5 protein-coding genes are annotated in these 17,178 nt (G+C 60.8%); all 5 read right to left on the bottom strand.

The window, feature by feature from the left end:
- Positions 1-38 precede the first annotated feature (38 nt).
- A complete protein-coding gene (locus P5205_07655; GenBank protein ID HSA10232.1) occupies positions 39-3,533 on the bottom strand; it encodes an autotransporter-associated beta strand repeat-containing protein in 3,495 nt (1,164 codons plus the stop codon).
- 392 nt (positions 3,534-3,925) lie between these two features.
- The gene (locus P5205_07660) at positions 3,926-5,176 is read right to left on the bottom strand and encodes a glycosyltransferase family 9 protein (protein ID HSA10233.1); all 1,251 of its coding nucleotides are present in this window, start codon (positions 5,174-5,176) and stop codon (positions 3,926-3,928) included.
- Between the two features lie 353 nt (positions 5,177-5,529).
- Positions 5,530-9,162: an autotransporter-associated beta strand repeat-containing protein gene (locus P5205_07665; protein ID HSA10234.1), complete on the bottom strand. Its 3,633-nt coding sequence runs from the start codon at positions 9,160-9,162 to the stop codon at positions 5,530-5,532.
- A gap of 35 nt (positions 9,163-9,197) precedes the next feature.
- Positions 9,198-10,409 carry a hypothetical protein gene (locus tag P5205_07670; protein HSA10235.1) on the bottom strand — a complete coding sequence of 404 codons (1,212 nt, stop codon included), beginning with the start codon at positions 10,407-10,409 and terminating at the stop codon, positions 9,198-9,200.
- Between the two features lie 1,962 nt (positions 10,410-12,371).
- A complete protein-coding gene (locus P5205_07675; protein ID HSA10236.1) occupies positions 12,372-15,359 on the bottom strand; it encodes an autotransporter-associated beta strand repeat-containing protein in 2,988 nt (995 codons plus the stop codon).
- Between the last annotated feature and the right edge of the window lie 1,819 nt (positions 15,360-17,178).

Raw genomic sequence — 17,178 nt, forward strand, 5'->3', positions numbered from 1 at the left:
AGTGCTGCAACGACCCATTTGCCCTTAAGGCTCCAGGCTCAGGGGTAAACCGTCCGGTAGTAGCGAGTCGTCGGGGGCGGGTCTGAGTTATCGGTAACCTCAAACAGGCCGTTGTCACCGGCTTTGGCCGTCTTGAGGAATGACCATGGACCACTTGGTTCGGGTGCCCACTCCACCGTGTAAGTGTAGTTGGGTATGCCGATGAAGGTAACACGGAAGGTCCCGTTAGCATAAGCGGGCGGGACAACGATGTTCGGGGAGACGCCGCCACCGCCTACAGTAACACTTACGGTGCCGACGGAGGTGCCGCCCTGGCCGTCGCTTACGGTGAAGGTGTAGCTGTCCAGACCGCTAAAGTCGGCTGGCGGCGTATAGCTGATGGCACTGCTCTGCAATGCGACCACGCCACCCTGGGCGCTGACCGATGCGGCGTCGCTCACGCTGAGCGTGTCGGTCGGGTCGGCGTCGGTGGCGCCGTAGAGGAGCTTGGATTTGGCATACGTGGCGGTGGTGTTCTGGCCGGTGCCCTGGGTCTTGTTCTGGGCGACAGGGGCATGGTTTGGCCCGACGGTAACGCCTAACGACACCGGTTCGCCCACGCAATCCGCGGCGGTAGTTTCGGTGACCATGATGCTGCCGCTGGCGCTACCAAAGTTGACGGTGATCTGGTTGTTATTGGGCCCCGTCGCGCCGGTGATGATCGTGGCCTCGGCCGGCACGGTCCAGGCATAGCTGGACCCGCTGGTCAGGGTGACCGAATAGGTCTTGCCCGCCTGGCCTATAGCGACCGAGGAACTGCCACTGATGGCGGAGGTTTCCACCGGATCGGGCTGCGTGATAGTGACCGGCAGGTTCGGACTCAGGCAACCATTGCCGTCTCTCGCTATCATCTGGTAGGTGGCCGCTGACAGGCCGCTGAAGACCATACCGCTCTGCCAGGTGGCACCAGCGTCCTTGGAGTACTGGTAGCCGGCGTCGCTGCCGCCGGTGGCAGAGTTCAAAACGATCTGACCATTGTTACCACCGTTGCAGGTAGCGTTGACGCGGGAATCTGTGTCTTCTGTCAGGGCGACCGCCGCAGGTGCAGTCAAAACTACTGATGTGGTGGCGCTGACGAAACCATCGCTGCTTTGCACTTTGATCTCGTAAAGTCCGCCACTCAACGCGGAAAAGGTGTAAGGGCTGGAAGTTGCCGATGTCCAGGTCGCCCCGCCGTCCTTCGAGAACGTATAAGGCGCAGTTCCTCCGGTCACTGCGACGAGTATGCTTCCATCGTCGCCGGGCGAGTTGCAGGTCGGGTTGTTCGCCGTGGTGGCGAACGCGGGGGGCGTGCCGACCACAAGGACAAGCTCGCTGTTGGCGTTCAGGGCCAACCGCGCCGCGTTGGCCGGGGCAGTAAAGCCGTTTGGCACCGAGACCGTCGCGGGCAGAGGTCCAGCTACCGGCGTGATGTTGTTGATGCCCTTCGCAATAAGCCTGTACGTGCCGGCCCCTATGGTCCCGCTGGCGGTTGTCACGGTGACCGGGTTGCCCGCCAGGGTCACGGAACCCGCTCCAGTGACCGTCAGCGGAGCGGTTGTCTTATCATAAGCAGTGAACTGCAACGGGCTGGTAGCCGCAAAAGTCAGGCCCTTGCCTGTGGCAGTTTGAATCGTCCCGGAGGAACCGTTGCCGGTCGCTTTCAGGACCTGGCTGCTGCCCAGCGTCAGCGGGGTGGTTAAACTTGCGACGCTGAACGCCGCGCCGCCGGCGAGGCTAATGTTCGCCGAACTGCCGATCGAACCCGAGCCATTCAAGGCGAGGGTGCCCGCATTAATGGTTGTATCGCCGCCATAAGTATTAACGGCAGTAAGGGACAAGGTGCCCGCGCCCATCACCGTCACCCCGCCGGGACCGCTGATCACACCGGTGAAACGCGTCTCGCTGGTGCTGCCCGCCTTCAGCGTCACGCTCTTGTTAAGCGTGAGACCTCCCGCATAAATAGTTGGCCCCGTTGTTCCACTGTCCGATCCAATCGTGGTGGTGCCGGTGCCTTGATTGGCCACCACAATCGGAATGCTAAGCGTAATATAGCCGGTCCGGAAGAGGGAGGTTGGACTGCTGCCCGTGCCAGCGTCGTTTAGGGTCACCGTGCCAGTGCCTAGTGCGGAGTTGTGGCCCCAGACAATCGTGCCCGCACTGATTGTCGTGCCGCCAGAGAAAGTGTTGTTCCCGCTCAATGTCAGGATGCCGCCAGACTCCTTTCTAAGAGTACCTGTCCCGCTAATGACGCCCGAGTAAGCTTGGACGTTGGGATTGGCAAACACCAGGCTGGCGTTATTGACAATGTTGTTCGCCACGCTGCCGTTGCTGGTTGAGCCGTCCCCCAGTTGTAGCGTTCCGGCACTGATGGTCGTCCCGCCGCTGTAAGTGTTCGCGCCGCTAAGGACCACTTTGCCGGCGCTGGTTGCGGTATTGTTGATGTTCACGTTGCCGGTGCCGCTGATCACACCCGTCTTGAATTCCACAGTGCCCCCGGACTGGTCGGCAACCAGGTTGACCGCGCCGTTAAGAGTGATGTTGCCGGTAAAGGTATTGACGCCGCTGGAGTTTAGGCCACCCACAACCTTTGTGCCGCCAGAATTATAGACGGTGATAGCTTGCCCAACGGTCGTGCCGCCACTGTCGGCGGCCTGCCAAAACTTCGCCAGCTTCGCATCCGCCGGATTGGCGCCCAACTGGACCCGCAAACCGCTCGGCAGGCTGCCCCCCGCATCAATCCACAATTCGCCCGCCTTGGCGGTATCCCCCACCACGTAGATCCAGGAGTTCCCGCCCCAGGTCTGGGCTGCCGTGAACCTGACCTTGCTGCCCTGCTGGATCGTCAGGCTTACACCCGACCGGCCCGCTGCGCCCCCGGCCAAATCCGCGCTGACCGTCAGCATTTTCGAGTTGTTTCCCCAGACCTGATACGGCGATGCGTTGTCGTTATAGACCGGCTGTTGCAATGTCAGGTCTCCATTCACCGGGTTCAGCTCAATGTGCCCGGCGCCGTTCTTGTTGCCGGACAGGGGGATGTTGACGATCTGAGCATGCGAACTGCGGTTTTCCAGTCGCTGGTTGAAGTTGATGCCGCTCCCTGCCCCGTTCAAAGTCAACGCCGCTCCAAAAGTCGTTTCCCAGATGATGTTGCTGATGTTATTGCCCCAACCGGAAGCGGCGTCGTAGTACAGGCTCGTTTGGCTGCCGTTGTTGCGGTAGTTGAACACCAGGTTCCCGTTCGAGAACGGCCACGGCTGGGCTGGGCACGAATTGCCGTACCAATTTTCGCACCAGGTAAAATTGCCCCGTGAACCGTCCCCATCCCAGTTGATGTCCGCGCGAACGGGGCCAACCGCGGCGCCGAGCACCAGCCCCAGGGCCGTAGCCCAGGGCCCGAGCAGCGATCCCATCGCGTGCCTTGCCGTGCGAGCGGAAAGCCGGGCCAGCCTGCCGGGGCGTTGGGTGAACCACGTAGCGGGGAGTAATGCGACCATGTGTTGCGTTGTCTTCATCCGAGTAAAGGCTGTTAATCAAAGCCCAGCGCGGGCAGCAACCTGCGCTGCGGTCCCATCCGCGTAAACGACACCCCACGGACAGCACCCGGGCCCGGTCAAGGCTCTTGGCCTCGGCTCACACTGCTTTCCGAATTACCAGGCCCGCGCCATTTGCTAGGGCATTTCCGGCTGTCGGTCAATCACAATTTGCGCGATTTGGAGGTTTCCCAGCGCGTCGCTGCTCGCGCCACCAGATGAATCGGCCAGTCCACCGCTCGAGCTTGGAGCCGTTCACCCCATTCATGCCCATTAGCGCCCCCAAGGCTGGGGCACCGCGCCAGGGCAGGATGCGGCGAGGCCACGCTGTCATGCTTGGCGGGCCACCGCGCGTCTCTTGCGTGGAGCAGGCCTCATGGGTGACACACCGGCCTGTCGCCTGGGTCGCGCTGCGCTTGTTGTTCGTAGGCACGACAGGCCTCGGCGAACACCTGGTCCACACTGATCGCCTGGAGGCAGAGGTTGTTGCGGCAGGGAGACTGGCGGTTGTTGTAAGCGTTCACGCATGGGCTGCATGCGATCCCCGCCCACAACGCCGTATTGCGCGGGGAGCGCGCCGCGTAGAGGTGCGGCGTCTCCGGCCCGAAGAGTGTTACCACGCGAATCGGCGTGAGCGTCGCGAAATGGGCCGGGCCGCTGTCATTAGTCACCAGCACCTCGGCCAGCGTGTAGAGCACCAATAACTGGCGGAGCGTCGTCTTGCCCGCGAATGTCACGCAGCGCGCTGAGCCAACCTGGCGAGCCAGTTCAGTCGTTGCCCGGGCTTCGTTGGGCGCACCGGTGAATCCAATCCAGGCGTCGGGAAACTTCGCCAGCAGGCGCTTGGCCAGCTCCACGTAGCGTTCCGTCGGCCAGCGGCGCAACGGCAGCAGGTCGCTGGCATTGGGGTTGAGCAGGATCAGCGGCGGCTGGCCGCCCGTGACGCCGCGCACGATCTCCTTGACCTGGGCCAGTTCCTCCGGACGCGGCGCGAATTGCGCCGGCGCATGATTTGCCGGCGGCAGAATCAGGCCGCAAGTGGGCAGCGCCACCGGGTCGCAGCGCAAGGCCTCGACGAGCGTCCAGAACGTCTGGCTGGTATGCAGGTGCGGATTGTAAAGCAGCCGGTGCGTCATCAGGTTCCCACGGTAGGGCCCGCCGCCGAAGAAGGCATGGAACCCGACGCGCCGCCTGGCCCCGCTCAGGAATGTCAGCGCCGCCGAACCCCGCGAGAAGAACTCCATGTCAATCGCCGCGTCGAACTTCATCCGCCGCAACCGCCGGATTACTCCCAGCGTGCCGCGCAGTATCGCGGCTAACGAATCGGAGGCGATGGTAATCACGTTCGCTTGCGGGAGGACATCCAACACATCCAGGATGAACCGGTTCTCCTGGAGCGTGATGAAATAGACATTCTCCCGCCCGACGAGCTGCGCGGCGCGCTGCAGCGCCCCGTAGGCCAGCACCGTCGAGCCTTGCTCGGCCAGCTTCACCAGCAGCAGGTTGCGCAGCGGCGCCGACGCGGGGGGAATCGAGCGCCCGAACAGGCTACGCAGGCACGTGAGCGTACAGCAAAGGGGAATTCCCAGCCAGCGGTCAGCCTTCTGCAGCGTGGTAACGATCATGTTGGGTGCTGGGGATACCACGCAGCAGCCGAACCGTCGAGCAGGATCACGCTTTCAGAAAGCACGCCGACATCAGGGCGTGTTGCCCAAAGCACATTTCCGGGAGGGCGAGCGTCCCCGCGAGCCCAGACTTTTTTGGAAGGCTGAGGAAATCAGGGCTCGCGAGGACGCTCGCCCTCCCAACAAGCCGTGCACGCGACCAGGGCAACACGCCCTGACGTCGGCGGCTGCGCGCGCGAAGCGCCCCTACACGGCATCAATCCACGCCACGACCGCCTACCGCCACCGAAGAATGCGGGTCCGAACCAAGACGATCAGTCTCTTCATCGCGCTGCTTGGCTACGCCCTGGCGCTCAAGGAATCCCGGGGTACTTCAGGCGATAGAAGGCTTTTTCGGACGGTGGATCATTGTCCACGTAGATGAACAGCCCGTCCCCCGGGGCGTTGGTGGTCCACAGGTCTTTCAGGTTTTGCGTAAAGTCGACATCGGTGGCCCGCTGGACAATGTAGGTGAACCCCGGTACGCCCGCAAATCGCGCCGTCGCCGCTCCGCCCGACACGGTGATCCCCTGTGCCTGTCCGTACCTGTAAACAACGTCAATGTTGATCTTCGCGGTGCGCGTGCCCCCCCGGTTGTCCGTGACCACGTAATCGAATTCGTCATTCACGTTGGCAGCCAGGGTGTAGAAGATGTATTTGTCGCTGTGCGTGATGGTCGCGCCCTTCGGGCTGGCCTTGCACTCCTTCAGCACCACTGGGTCCCCATCTCCGTCCGAGGTGTTGAACAGGTCGCTGAGCTTGATCTTTAGCGACGTATCCCAGCCGCGTCTGATGGTTGGGGAGTTCGCAGTGGGGCTGCTATGCACCCGCAAGAGGCCACTCGTCTTGAGTGCAACTGTATCCCAGGCCAGGTCGAGGCTGCCGTTCGGATTGGCCGGGCTAATGGTAATAAACTCACCGGCATAGCTGCCGGCGTTGAAAAGCTGGAACTCATCGCCGGCTTCAAAATCCGCGCCTAAGTTAGCCACCTGCAGCGAGCCACCGGCCGTGAAATTGCCAATGCCGCTGATCAGGTCTGAAAGCTCGCTCCCATCGTTGCGGTCAATCTGCACCACCGTTGTGCTGCCCGCGTTGAGCGTCACACTCTTCGAGCCGCTGATCGTCAACGTATCGGTAGCGGTGTCGAGCTCGCCCGGAGCGAGCGTGCCACCTTCCTCCACAATGATGTCGCCGCCGATGGTGCCGCCGCCGCCCAGGGTGGCCGTGTCGCCCACCGTGACCGCCCCGCTGCCAATTGCGCCGTTCACCAGCAACCTGCCACCGCTCACCGTCGTGCTCCCGCTGTAATCGTTCGCCGTGTTCAGCGTCAGCGTGCTGCTGCTCAGTTTGGTCAACCCGCCGCTGCCGCTGATCTTGCCGGTGCCGGAGATTGTGTAACTCGCTGTTGAATTATTCGACACACTCAACGGGCTAACCGTAGTTTCCAGGGTGATGATGGCTGGATCGTTGGTGACACTGTCATCCAGGAGTGCATTGAAACTGTCACAGTACCTGGTGGACTTTGCCCCCCCATCCTTCCACAGGCCAGCCGTGCTGAAGTCCCAATCGCCGTTGCCACCGGTCCAGTTAAGTGGATCCTCATCCACCGCGATCATCACCGGAGTGGAATAGGCCGCGGAACAAGCGCCACTGGCAACACGCGCCCTAAAATACTTCGTTTTCTCATGAAGATTAAGACCGCTCGTATCCAACGTCGTGCCAGTCTTTCCAGAGATGTCGGTGAAGTTCACGTTGTCCTCGGAAACCTCCCATTGGATCGTGCCGGTGTGGCCCGAGACCGTGATGGTTGTACCGCTGTCGATGCCAGGGCAGATGTGGGTCGGCACCAGCACGGGGTAGTCGTAAGTGCCATTTCCAATATTCTCAGCGTTATAACCTTTGAGATGCAGATACCAAGTGCCACCGCCGGAGCTCGGCGGGGTTTGAATCGTGCCGCCTGACCATTGGGTCTCCGTATCCGTCCAGGTGTGCGTGGGCGACGTGTCGAAGACATACCTGTAATACTCGATCGTGCCCGCCCCAAAGCCTCCGACCGCAGTCCACGTCACCGGGCCGTCCTGAGCCGGGGTGGCGCTGCTGGCGGTGACGCTCCCCGCCCCCGGCGGAGCGGACAAGGTCCATTTGCTTTGCGCCGTGGAAGGGTCGGCCGTGTTGCCGAGCTGGTCGCTGACGGTGACAACAAGACCCCCGTACTGGGTGTTCGGTTGGAGGTCGGTCCATGTGTGGCTCGCCCCCTTAGGCCCGCTGTCGCTGGCGCCGGTGCGGCTGTAGTTGTAACCGGTGGAGGCATTGATCCCTGAATGGGCGTCCGTGCCGCCGCCGGTCACTTCGATGCTGCTCGACGTGATCGTGCCAAAACCCATGCTGATGCCGGTGGGCGGTGTGTTGTCGTATTTGAACTCGAAGGTTGACGTGCTGGACTCGTTTAACGCGTAGTCAATCGTATTCACGTTGAAGTAATAGGTTCCGCTGGCCTGTGCTCCCGGACCGTAGCTGGTATCTGTCGTAAACGTACCGGGACTGCCGCTGCTGCTGGTGCCGAAGTAGTACTTTTGCCCGCGCACGCCCGACACGCCTTGGCCGCTCACCTCGGAATCCGTCCCCGAGGTCCAGGTGAACGTAGGCGCGGAAACCGTCTTCTGCCAAGCGCCGCTTGTCACTCCCGCTGCCGCCAGGTCCGTGGGGGTGCTGGGCGCCGTCGAGTCGGTGGTGTAGAAGGTGCAACCGCTCAGCGCGGTGCGGTCGGGCTTGGCAAAGCGCAGATGCAACCCGTAGCCGCCACCCCCGTTCTCCACCTTCATCACCACCCGGTACCAGTTGTTCTGGGTGAGGGTTAACGGTCCGTCGAATTCCGTGTCAGCCGCAGCGCCGCGGCCATCCCCCAGGAAGTTTGCCCGGTTAACCTCATTCACCCAGATTTTACAGTCATCATCTGATCCCCAGCCAATGTACGCCGCACTGGTCGTCGTGCCGGTGTACTTCATGTACACAGCCGCGTACGTCGTGCCGTTGTCCTGTGCCGCCGCATTATAAAAGCCGGACTCCAAAAGGTTGACGACATCGGCACTCCCGGTGCCAGTCTTCCATTTGTACGTGCCGTAGGAATTGCCAAAGGCGTATCCGGCGGAACCGTCGGCTGCGTTGGGCGCCAACTGGGTCTCGTCCACGGGGACGCCACCGTAGGTGCCCGTGACCGAGTCGGTATTGATGCGCGTCACGTGGTCCGCGGTCGCGCCCTGCGCGTAGTGCCCGAGATACGCCCAACTGCGGATGTTACCGTTCGCGGTGCCCGCCGGCGGGGTGTAGTTGACCGCAAGCGTGGGATAAGGCCCGCTTTCCCGCCAGGCCTTCCGGTAGCTGATGCTGGTCTCGATGTCGCCCTTCATAAAGACACCGTAAGGGAAGTTATAGCCTGCCCCCGGTGAAAAGGTGTAAACGGTGCCCTCGGCCGGATAGACAACCGACTGAGAAGCCGTCCCTACGCTGGTGTAAGCCCCGCCCGCAGCCCACGGGGAGTTCCAGGCCACGGTGGCCGGGTCCCACGCCTGGCTGATTCTGAAGATGTTGAGGGGATTATCGAGGGTTGTGCTGTATGTGGCGGTCTGCGTAAAGGCAACAGTGAAGGTGGAACTACCGCACAACGATGCCGCCGGCATGGTTAGCATGTATCCATCCCATGCCATGAGTACGTCCCGGGCAGCGCCACTCGAGGACCAACCCGTCCTCAGGTTATAGGTCTGGGCGTCGGGATCAACCAGGCACCGGCTCACACTCAGATTATACGGCCCCCAGGTCGCCGCGGATGCCGGTGAGTAACGGGAGAACACCATGCAGCATGCCAGCGCCACCGTGGCCAGACGCACACTAGTGCGCCGGGCGAGGCCACGGGACGCACCGCCTGTCAGGTTTCTGTGGATATCTTTCATATTCTTGTCCTAAAGCTCACGGGTTTACTTGATGGTTACGGCGCAGACGAGGCCCGGCCTCCGACCGAGGCCGGATTCACCGTCACTTGGTAGTAGAATTGACCATTTCCGACATCCGCACCATTGTAGCCTTTGACGTGCAGATACCAGGTCCCGGGCGTAGTCGGCACGGTGGCCAGGGTCCCGCTGGACCACGCCGTTTCGTCGCCATCGAAAGTGTGGCTGTCCGAGGTGTTGAAGACATACCTGTAATGGTGGACGTTGCCCGCGACGAACCCTCCGTTCTGAGCAGTCCACGTCACCGGGCTGCCCGCACAGACATTTGAGACGTCAGGCGTCACACTACCGGAGGTCGGCGCAACGGAAAGTGTCCATGTGCTCGCCGTGCCGGAGTAGGCGGTCGCCACGCTGTCGCCATTGACGCCCTTGGCCTTGAAGGTGTACTGCGTATTCGGCGACAGGTCGGTGACGTCATCGTAAAGTTCGGTCACTTTCGCCCGATCGGCGGTGCCGTCGTGGAAAACCACGCCCGAGCTGCCCGAGGTCAGGTTGGCTGGCCCGGTGGTGTTCACCCGGAAGCCCGTCGTCGTTACGCTGCTGAAGGTGGGCGTCGTGGCCGCGTATTGCAGGGTGTACTTGCTCGCGGTGCCGGAGTACGCTGTCACCACCGAATCGCCGTTTCGGGCCCTGGCCTGGAAGGTGTACTGCGTATTGGCGGCGAGACCGGTGGCCGTGTCGGTGGTGGCCTGCACCCAGGCATTGATCCCGCCGTCCCCTGTCTCCGTTGTCTCATCGAAATACACACCCGAAGTGCCTCGCGTGACACCCGAGAGGCCAGACGTATTCAGCACTATGGAGTTATCCGTGACGGTGCCGAACGTCGGGGTCGCAGGCGTCTCGATGAGGGTATACTTGCTGAGCGTCGAGGAATTGGCGCTGTTGTTATTCCCATTCCAAGCACGGATCGCGCGGGTATATGACGTGTTGGCGCTGAGCCCGGTTTCGGCAAGGCTCGCGCTGCTCTGCCGCGCAGTTGTGGAGGACACCACCTTCTCGGTCGTCCCATCCATCAGGGCAAATCCAAACTGGTTGTTGTCGCTGGCGGCGCTCGCCGTCCACGTAATCTGGCTGGTGCTGTTTGCCGTCGCAGCAATTCCCGTCGGCATTCCGGGGTCGTAGCCGTCCCATCTGATGTCGTCCCAATAGCCTACGTTCGCAGAGCTCGCGCCCAAACCGATCGTCACCATTCCGATGCCTGCATTGATCTCAGTCGAGCTGCGCGCACGAGTGTGTGTCCGATTGACCACACCATCGTCGGCTCTGCGGTAAACATCACCATTCGCTTGACACTCGATCTCGAAGTATATCCAGCCACCGGCGCAGTTGCTCCGTGCGCCTTTCGCTCCAATGCTGGTATAGTTGCCGCCACTGTCTCTTCTGAAGAAATCTCCCGTGCTCCCGGAAGAATAATGTCCAACCGCAAGTTGGTACGTGCCGTATGTGGGACCCGCGATTCCTAGTAATTGCCGGTATGTGTTCCCGCAGTAACCTGCCCGCCATCGTACGGAGTCGTAATGACAAGCAGTCGCTATCCCGGCGTGATACGGGCGCGAGCCGGTGGAGCGGTACATCTCGCTACTGGCGGTAGGGTGGGCCATGCATCCGGCTCCAGTATAGGTGTTGTGGCTCTGCGCAGTCGAATAGGTCATCGCCGTTCCCGTTCGGAGCGACCAGTTGCCCACACTGCCGTTGAACCCGTCCGTCCAGTCATTCGCCCATGTCGGGGCGGACCAAAGGACAGCCAGACAGCATACCAGCACGACTGCCGCCGCAGGCACACCCGTGCGCCTTGGGGAAGCGCATGTCCTGCCCTTCCGACGCGCGTTGCTTCTCACTTCCGCACTTGAATCTCTCATTTTCTCAATCTTTCGCACTGTTGGTTTCATGATATTATCCGTCACTTCAGCAAATCCGATCCAGTGAATCGGCCCGCTGAGAATCCGGCGTTGAGCCAGATCTAGACACTGTTTGTGCTGTTTGCGTGGGCGTTTCGCCTGAACCACGCTTCCGGGCAGAGGGTGAATTCTGAAGTTCGACCATCGGCGCTGGTGTAGGAGCCGTGCCGGAATATTGCGGTTCATTCCCGCTCTTCAACCGGGATTGCTGCAACTATTCGGAGCGTAACTACTATTGCACGACGCGCCCGTTTAAATCTGTCCTGAGGAGCAGATCTTCCCGCCCAGTAACCACTGAGCCAAAGGAGCCCTGCGACTTGCGGCTCTACACGCGTCGGATAATGCCAAAAGAGGGATTGAGGTCAACCATTATTACAAACTTTCTTCTAGCGCCTGCACCCTCGGCAAAGGCAGCCCGAAAAGTCTCCCGTACCACGCTTCAGTGAATTGACTCCTCAGCTCCCTGAGGCTTGAAGCTCCCCGGGTCAGGAACAACTAAACGAATTCCAGGCAGGCAACACTACGCATATGGACTGCGGCGGCAGAGCAAAGCGGCGACGCCGCTCTCAACACCCATCGGCCCTCCCAAAGCGGCGCAGCGCCCCGCCGCACTCCCAATGAGTGGGTTACTTTGCACGTCCTGGAATTGAAAGCCGCTCCAACACCTCGCCAGGAGTTCCAAGGGAACAAGGCAGGACACAGGGCCGGCGGTAAGTTGGCCAGGCAAGCCACCATCCTCCCGTAAACCCTCAGTTTGGTAATGCGCTTTCCCCGAAAACGCCACCGTTTGGCCGCCTCGGCGAGGCGGCCCCACCCAAGGCTGAGGCCTTACATCCCCCTACCCTGGCCTTAAAAGGTAGCCGCAATTGGTATGTTCAAACGTGCTCCCACACCGGTGCCAGCGTCCAGTTGCGTGATCAAAAGCACCAATTTGTCAGCCGCCTGCCCCTCAGAAGCAGCCCGGACAATCCGCCCTAAACCCGCCGATGGCCGGGGCGCCAAAATTGGTCCCGGCCGTCTAGTGGCCATGGGGTGGCCGTCTAGTGGCCGTCTAGTGGCCGTCCCGGGGCCGCTCCCAGCCCGTTCCCTGATCAAATAGGGCGCTTAACCTAATCTATTCCCGACCAACCTTGCCGCTTACTTCTCCTTCGCGCCCCCACCCCCCCCCGCTACACACCAGAGCTTAGGCCCCAGCGTTGGGGACCATTTCTGGCAGAAGCAAACGACCCGACGGCATCATTCCGCTCAACGCCGTTAAGGCGCTCCGGCGGGGCTTCGCAGCCGGTAGAAAGCCGAGTTGCAGCCCGACACGGGCGGCGTGTCCTTGAAGGTGACCAGGCCCGAGTCCGAACAAATGACCGGGTTGTCGTGCTCCAGGTCAGAGAAGTTGAAGAGGTCCCCACACGACCGTTGCACATAATAACTGTAACCGGGAATGCCCCAGAAAGATAGTGTCACCTCCCCGCCACCGTCATGCCGAATGTTCACGGAACCATAATATGGCTCGACCTTGATGTTGAGCTTCTTCGTGACCAAGCCGCCGCGGTTGTCCTTCACCTTGTATTGGAGGAAGTCGGCATTGTCGTTGATCGGGTAGTAGAAGTAGTAGATTCCGTTATTCGTCACCGTCACACCCTGGTTGCTCGTCATGCTTACGAATCCGTCAAAGCTGGCCGAGTCCCCGCTGTCTAGCTCGGACACGCCGTTCATCAAGTCGTCAATCAAATCAGCCATCTTGATCTTCATCGAGACACCCTTGGCCCGGGTCAAGGTGTGGTCCGCGACGCCGATCGGCGCGCGGTTAACGATGATCGTGCCATCCCCCGTCAGGTTGTCCGTGAACCAGTTCAGCGCGGGTTCTTGCGTTGGAAGCGTCGGGAGGTTCAGCGTGCCAAAGCTGCTGCCGGTGTTAAAACCGTCGCTGGAATCAAACAGGTCAAAAACCTCTCCGCCGCTGAGCGTCTGGCTCCCCGAAAGTTCGGTCACGGTCAGCGTGCCGCCGTAGTTCAGTACTCCCGAGGTCAGATTGACTTTGTCGGCGGTATAAACAGGCCCGGCCGCCTTGTTGATCTGCATCGCCACCGTGCCACCCAGGCTCGGCACCGCACCCAGCGTCAGCGTGCCGATGGAGCCAAGGGCAGCCCCGGGGGCAAGCGTGCCGCCGGACGCTACGCTGGCCGCCCCGCCAATCGTCCCGTTGCCGCCCAGGGTGGCGGTGTTCTGCACGGTGACGGTGCCGCTGCCGGTGGACCCGTTGACCAGCAGCCCGCCGGCGGTGACGGTTGTCGCGCCGCTATAAGTATTCGCGCCGCTGAGCGTCAGCGTGCCGGTGCCAACCTTGGTGAGTGAAAGCGTTGCCACAGTGTTCTTAATGGCACCGCCAAATGTGGTCGTGTCGTTGTCGTTACCGACCGACAATTCCTGGGCGCTACCATTGCTGATGTCCACTGTGCCGTCGCCGGATAACCCGTTGATGTGCAAGCCATACCCATGCAAAGCCAGCGTGCCGGGCGCATTGACGATCACCTCCCCCTTGCCGCTGCCGTAGGGAAGGGTAGATCCGGTGCCCTCGTTGCACTGTAACGTGCCCCCACCAATGGTGGTGTTGCCGCTATACGTGTTCGCGGCGTTGAGCTTGAGCACGCCCGTGCCCAGCTTCGTCAGCGTGCCGCTGCCGCTGATCACGCCCGCATAAGTCACGAAATTGGCGTTCTTGTTGAAGATCAAAGCGCCGTTGTTGACCGTGGACATGGTTCCCAAGGAAACCGTCAACTCACCCGTGGTGCCGCCGTCGCCCACCGACACAGTTCCGCCGCTGATCGTCAGGCCGCCCGTAAAGGTGTTGGCACCAGTCAAATAGAGCGTGCCGGCGCCTTGTTTAGTCGCCGATCCTCCCCCGCTGATCACGCCTGGGTACGTCAGATCGTCGGAGCGATTGAAGATCAGGGCCGCGTTGTCAACAATCGAAGCGCTGGCCACGCTGCCCGACGTGCCGCCTGCGCCGATGGACAATGTGCCAGTACTCACAGTGGTTGCGCCGCTGTAGTTGTTGTCACCGCTCAGGACGACGGTTCCTGTATCTGTTGTCCCAATGGTAAGGCCGTAGCCCCCCGTGATGACCCCGGGGATAGTCAGCACTCGGCCAGCAACCGCTCTGATCGTCGCCGCGCCGCTCAAGGTGATCCCCTGGCTCGAGGTGAACGCCACGTCCGCTTCGCCCGCAAGCCGGAGTGATGTGCCGCCCGCCAAGGTGATTGCATCAGCCCCCGTGCCGGTCCCAACGCTGTCCGGATAACCCACGTAGCCGCCGCTGCCCAGCGTGTACATGCCCCCGCTCACAATCAACTTCCCGAAAGTGTTGTGTTGATCCAGCGTGCGGAATTCGCCTACCCCGGCCTTCGTCAGCGTGTTGCCCGTGCCAGAAATCAGGTTGTCCGTCCACTGCACGGTGCCTGCTGAAGCCGATACTTCAATCGTCCCTCCGCCGCTGCCGATCGCCAGCGGGCGGTTAGCCGGTATGAAATCGCCGTTTCCGCCCGTGTTGCGCAGGGTTGCCCCTGAGCTGATCGTAATCAAGTTTGCGGAGTCGCCAATCGCCGTCTGGGCATTGATGCTCAACACTCCCCCGCTGACGTTAACCGCCCCGCTGAACGTGTTGGCGGTGCCACTCAACGTCAGAGTGCCCACGCCACTCTTGGTCAGGGCCAGGGGGGAGGCCGAACCGCTCGCATGGTCTCGGATGATGCCTGCGAATGAATATGCCGACGAGTTGTTCACCGTCAGGGTGGAAGTGCCAACCGTTGAAGCGGGAGCCTCGGTGTTCTGGATGACGGAGAAGGCGTCAGCGGAACTGATGCCCGCAACCGTTTCGTCATAGCCAGCCAGGTTGAATTTGCCGCTGTTCCCGCTCGTCGCGCCGTTGATGGTCAGCACCACCGTATCGGCAATCTGATTGTTCGCTGCCAATGTAAGCTGATCCGTGCCGGCGCTGTTCCCAACGGTAATGGTGCCCCCGGCGATGGCGTTCACCCCGGCGTTCTTGGAAAGAAGGACCGTGCCCATATTGATGGTCATGGCGCCCGAGTAGGTATTCGCTATCGCTCCGCCGGCAAGAGTAATTATCGCCAAATTGTCGGTGTCAACGGTGAAGGGACCACTCCCGCAAAGGCGTTTGATATTCCAGTCACCGCTCCATATTGTGCCGCCGCTCGACCCGATCGTGAGGCCGCGGTTAGCATCCATGTCCACAAGCGTTGTCGACGAGCCCAATTTAGCGGTTGACCCGTTGAGAGTTACTGCGTCATCGGTCAGACTCCCAGGCACAGCCCCAAGGCCTGTTTCGACCCCAGTATTCCCAATTCGGAAGAGGCCTTCACTCACCACAAGCTTGGAAAAAGTGTTCGCCCCGAAAACCCGGCATTCGTTTGCCCCAGTCTTAGTGACGGTGGTGCCGCCGATGGGCGCCACGAAATGTACGTAACCTGAGCCGCCGACGTTTATGCCGCCAGAAGCAAGGCTGATTGCTTGTTTGTTGGCCGTTGTGCCAAGCTGGACATAGCCGGCCGTGGTCAGTGCCACGTTTACGCTATGAACGGTAACTGCGGACGGTGTCGCAACATAAAAGGAAGACGCTGGCGCGCCGTTAAAAGTGGCAACGCCAGTACCATCATTCGCCCATGCACGCACGGCGGCAGTGTCTCCAGACGTGGTGGACCAATAGCTGCCACCAGTCCAGCTGCCGCTGCTTTCATGTCCTCCGGTTGTAGTCCCGTTCTGGTTCCAATATCTGGCCTGGGGCACATTGACGAATTTAACGGCGTCTGCGTAAAAACGGCCCCAAGTCCCGGATGAATAGGCAAACGTCACCTGCGGATTCGCGCTCCCTTCATTCAGCCTAAAGGTGCCACCCACCTTCACCCATGTATTTGCTGTCCCAGACTGAAAGCCGGTTGTGGTGGAGTCCAGACCCGTGCCATTGGCCTCGGTGACGGTGACAAGGATATCTGAGGAGGTGGAACTGTCCCCCGTGGTTACATACACGTAGTACGAACCCCCGGAAACAGCAACGGTCGGGCTGACCTTAAATGATCTGCCGCTGCCCGTGGACGAGGCGTATCGTGACCCAATTGAGGGAGCCGACACGCCATCCGCCGTGCTCTTCTCGGTGGAATTCCCCACAAATGGTAAGGGCTCCGAGTACGAGGCGAAATTCTGTCCACCAGTACGGCTTTCAACGATTACTGTGTCAGCGAAACAGAGGGAGCCGTAAAGGATCACCGTGGCCACGAGTCCGAATCGCGAGATGAGTTGTTTCATAGTATCATCAATCATTTACGGGTGAGAACCGAGGCTGAAAGGCAAAGGCAGCCCGAGGCCAACAGCCCTTGGCCTCCAGCGCGAACGACCGAAGAACCAACCCGGTTCGAAAGGACCTGCCCATCGAGCGGCCTAAGCGGTATCGTCATCAATCCTTCTGACGCAGCCTTTACCCAAGTACGCCATCTATGCAGCGCGCGGCTACGGAAAACACGCATGAAGCTCCTCTTTCCCGCACTTGAATCTTTCATACGCTCAATCTTCCGCACTCTTGGTTTTGTCTAATGATCCGTCTATTCAACAAATCCAATGAACTAAATCGGCGCACTGAGAATCCGACGTGTAGAAGCAGGTTCCGACAGTGTTTGGGCTTCTTGCGCGCAAGTCTCGCCAAAGACCACTTTTCCGGGTATCGGGTGAATGCTGTAGTGCGACCATCGGCGATGGTGTAGTGGCCGCGACGGAATATTGCAGCACATTCCCGCACTTGAACCTTTCATGGCGTTGTCTTGATGGCACCAGACGTTCGCACGAATCTGTCCTTCTGGGCAGACTTCCCAGCTCAATACCTGATCCTGATGAGCTAAGAGAGCCTTCCGATTTACACGCCCCGGATTATGCCAAAATCGGGCTTGCCGTCAAGTATTTTGATGGGCCTGTTTCACCGCCTGAATCCGCCGCGGAGCCAGGGCAGCCCCACGCCTATGAACTGCGGCGGCAAAGCGCAGCGGCGACGCCGCTTGTG

The organism is Candidatus Paceibacterota bacterium (genome assembly GCA_035452965.1).
Classification (GTDB): Bacteria; Verrucomicrobiota; Verrucomicrobiia; order Limisphaerales; family UBA8199; genus UBA8199.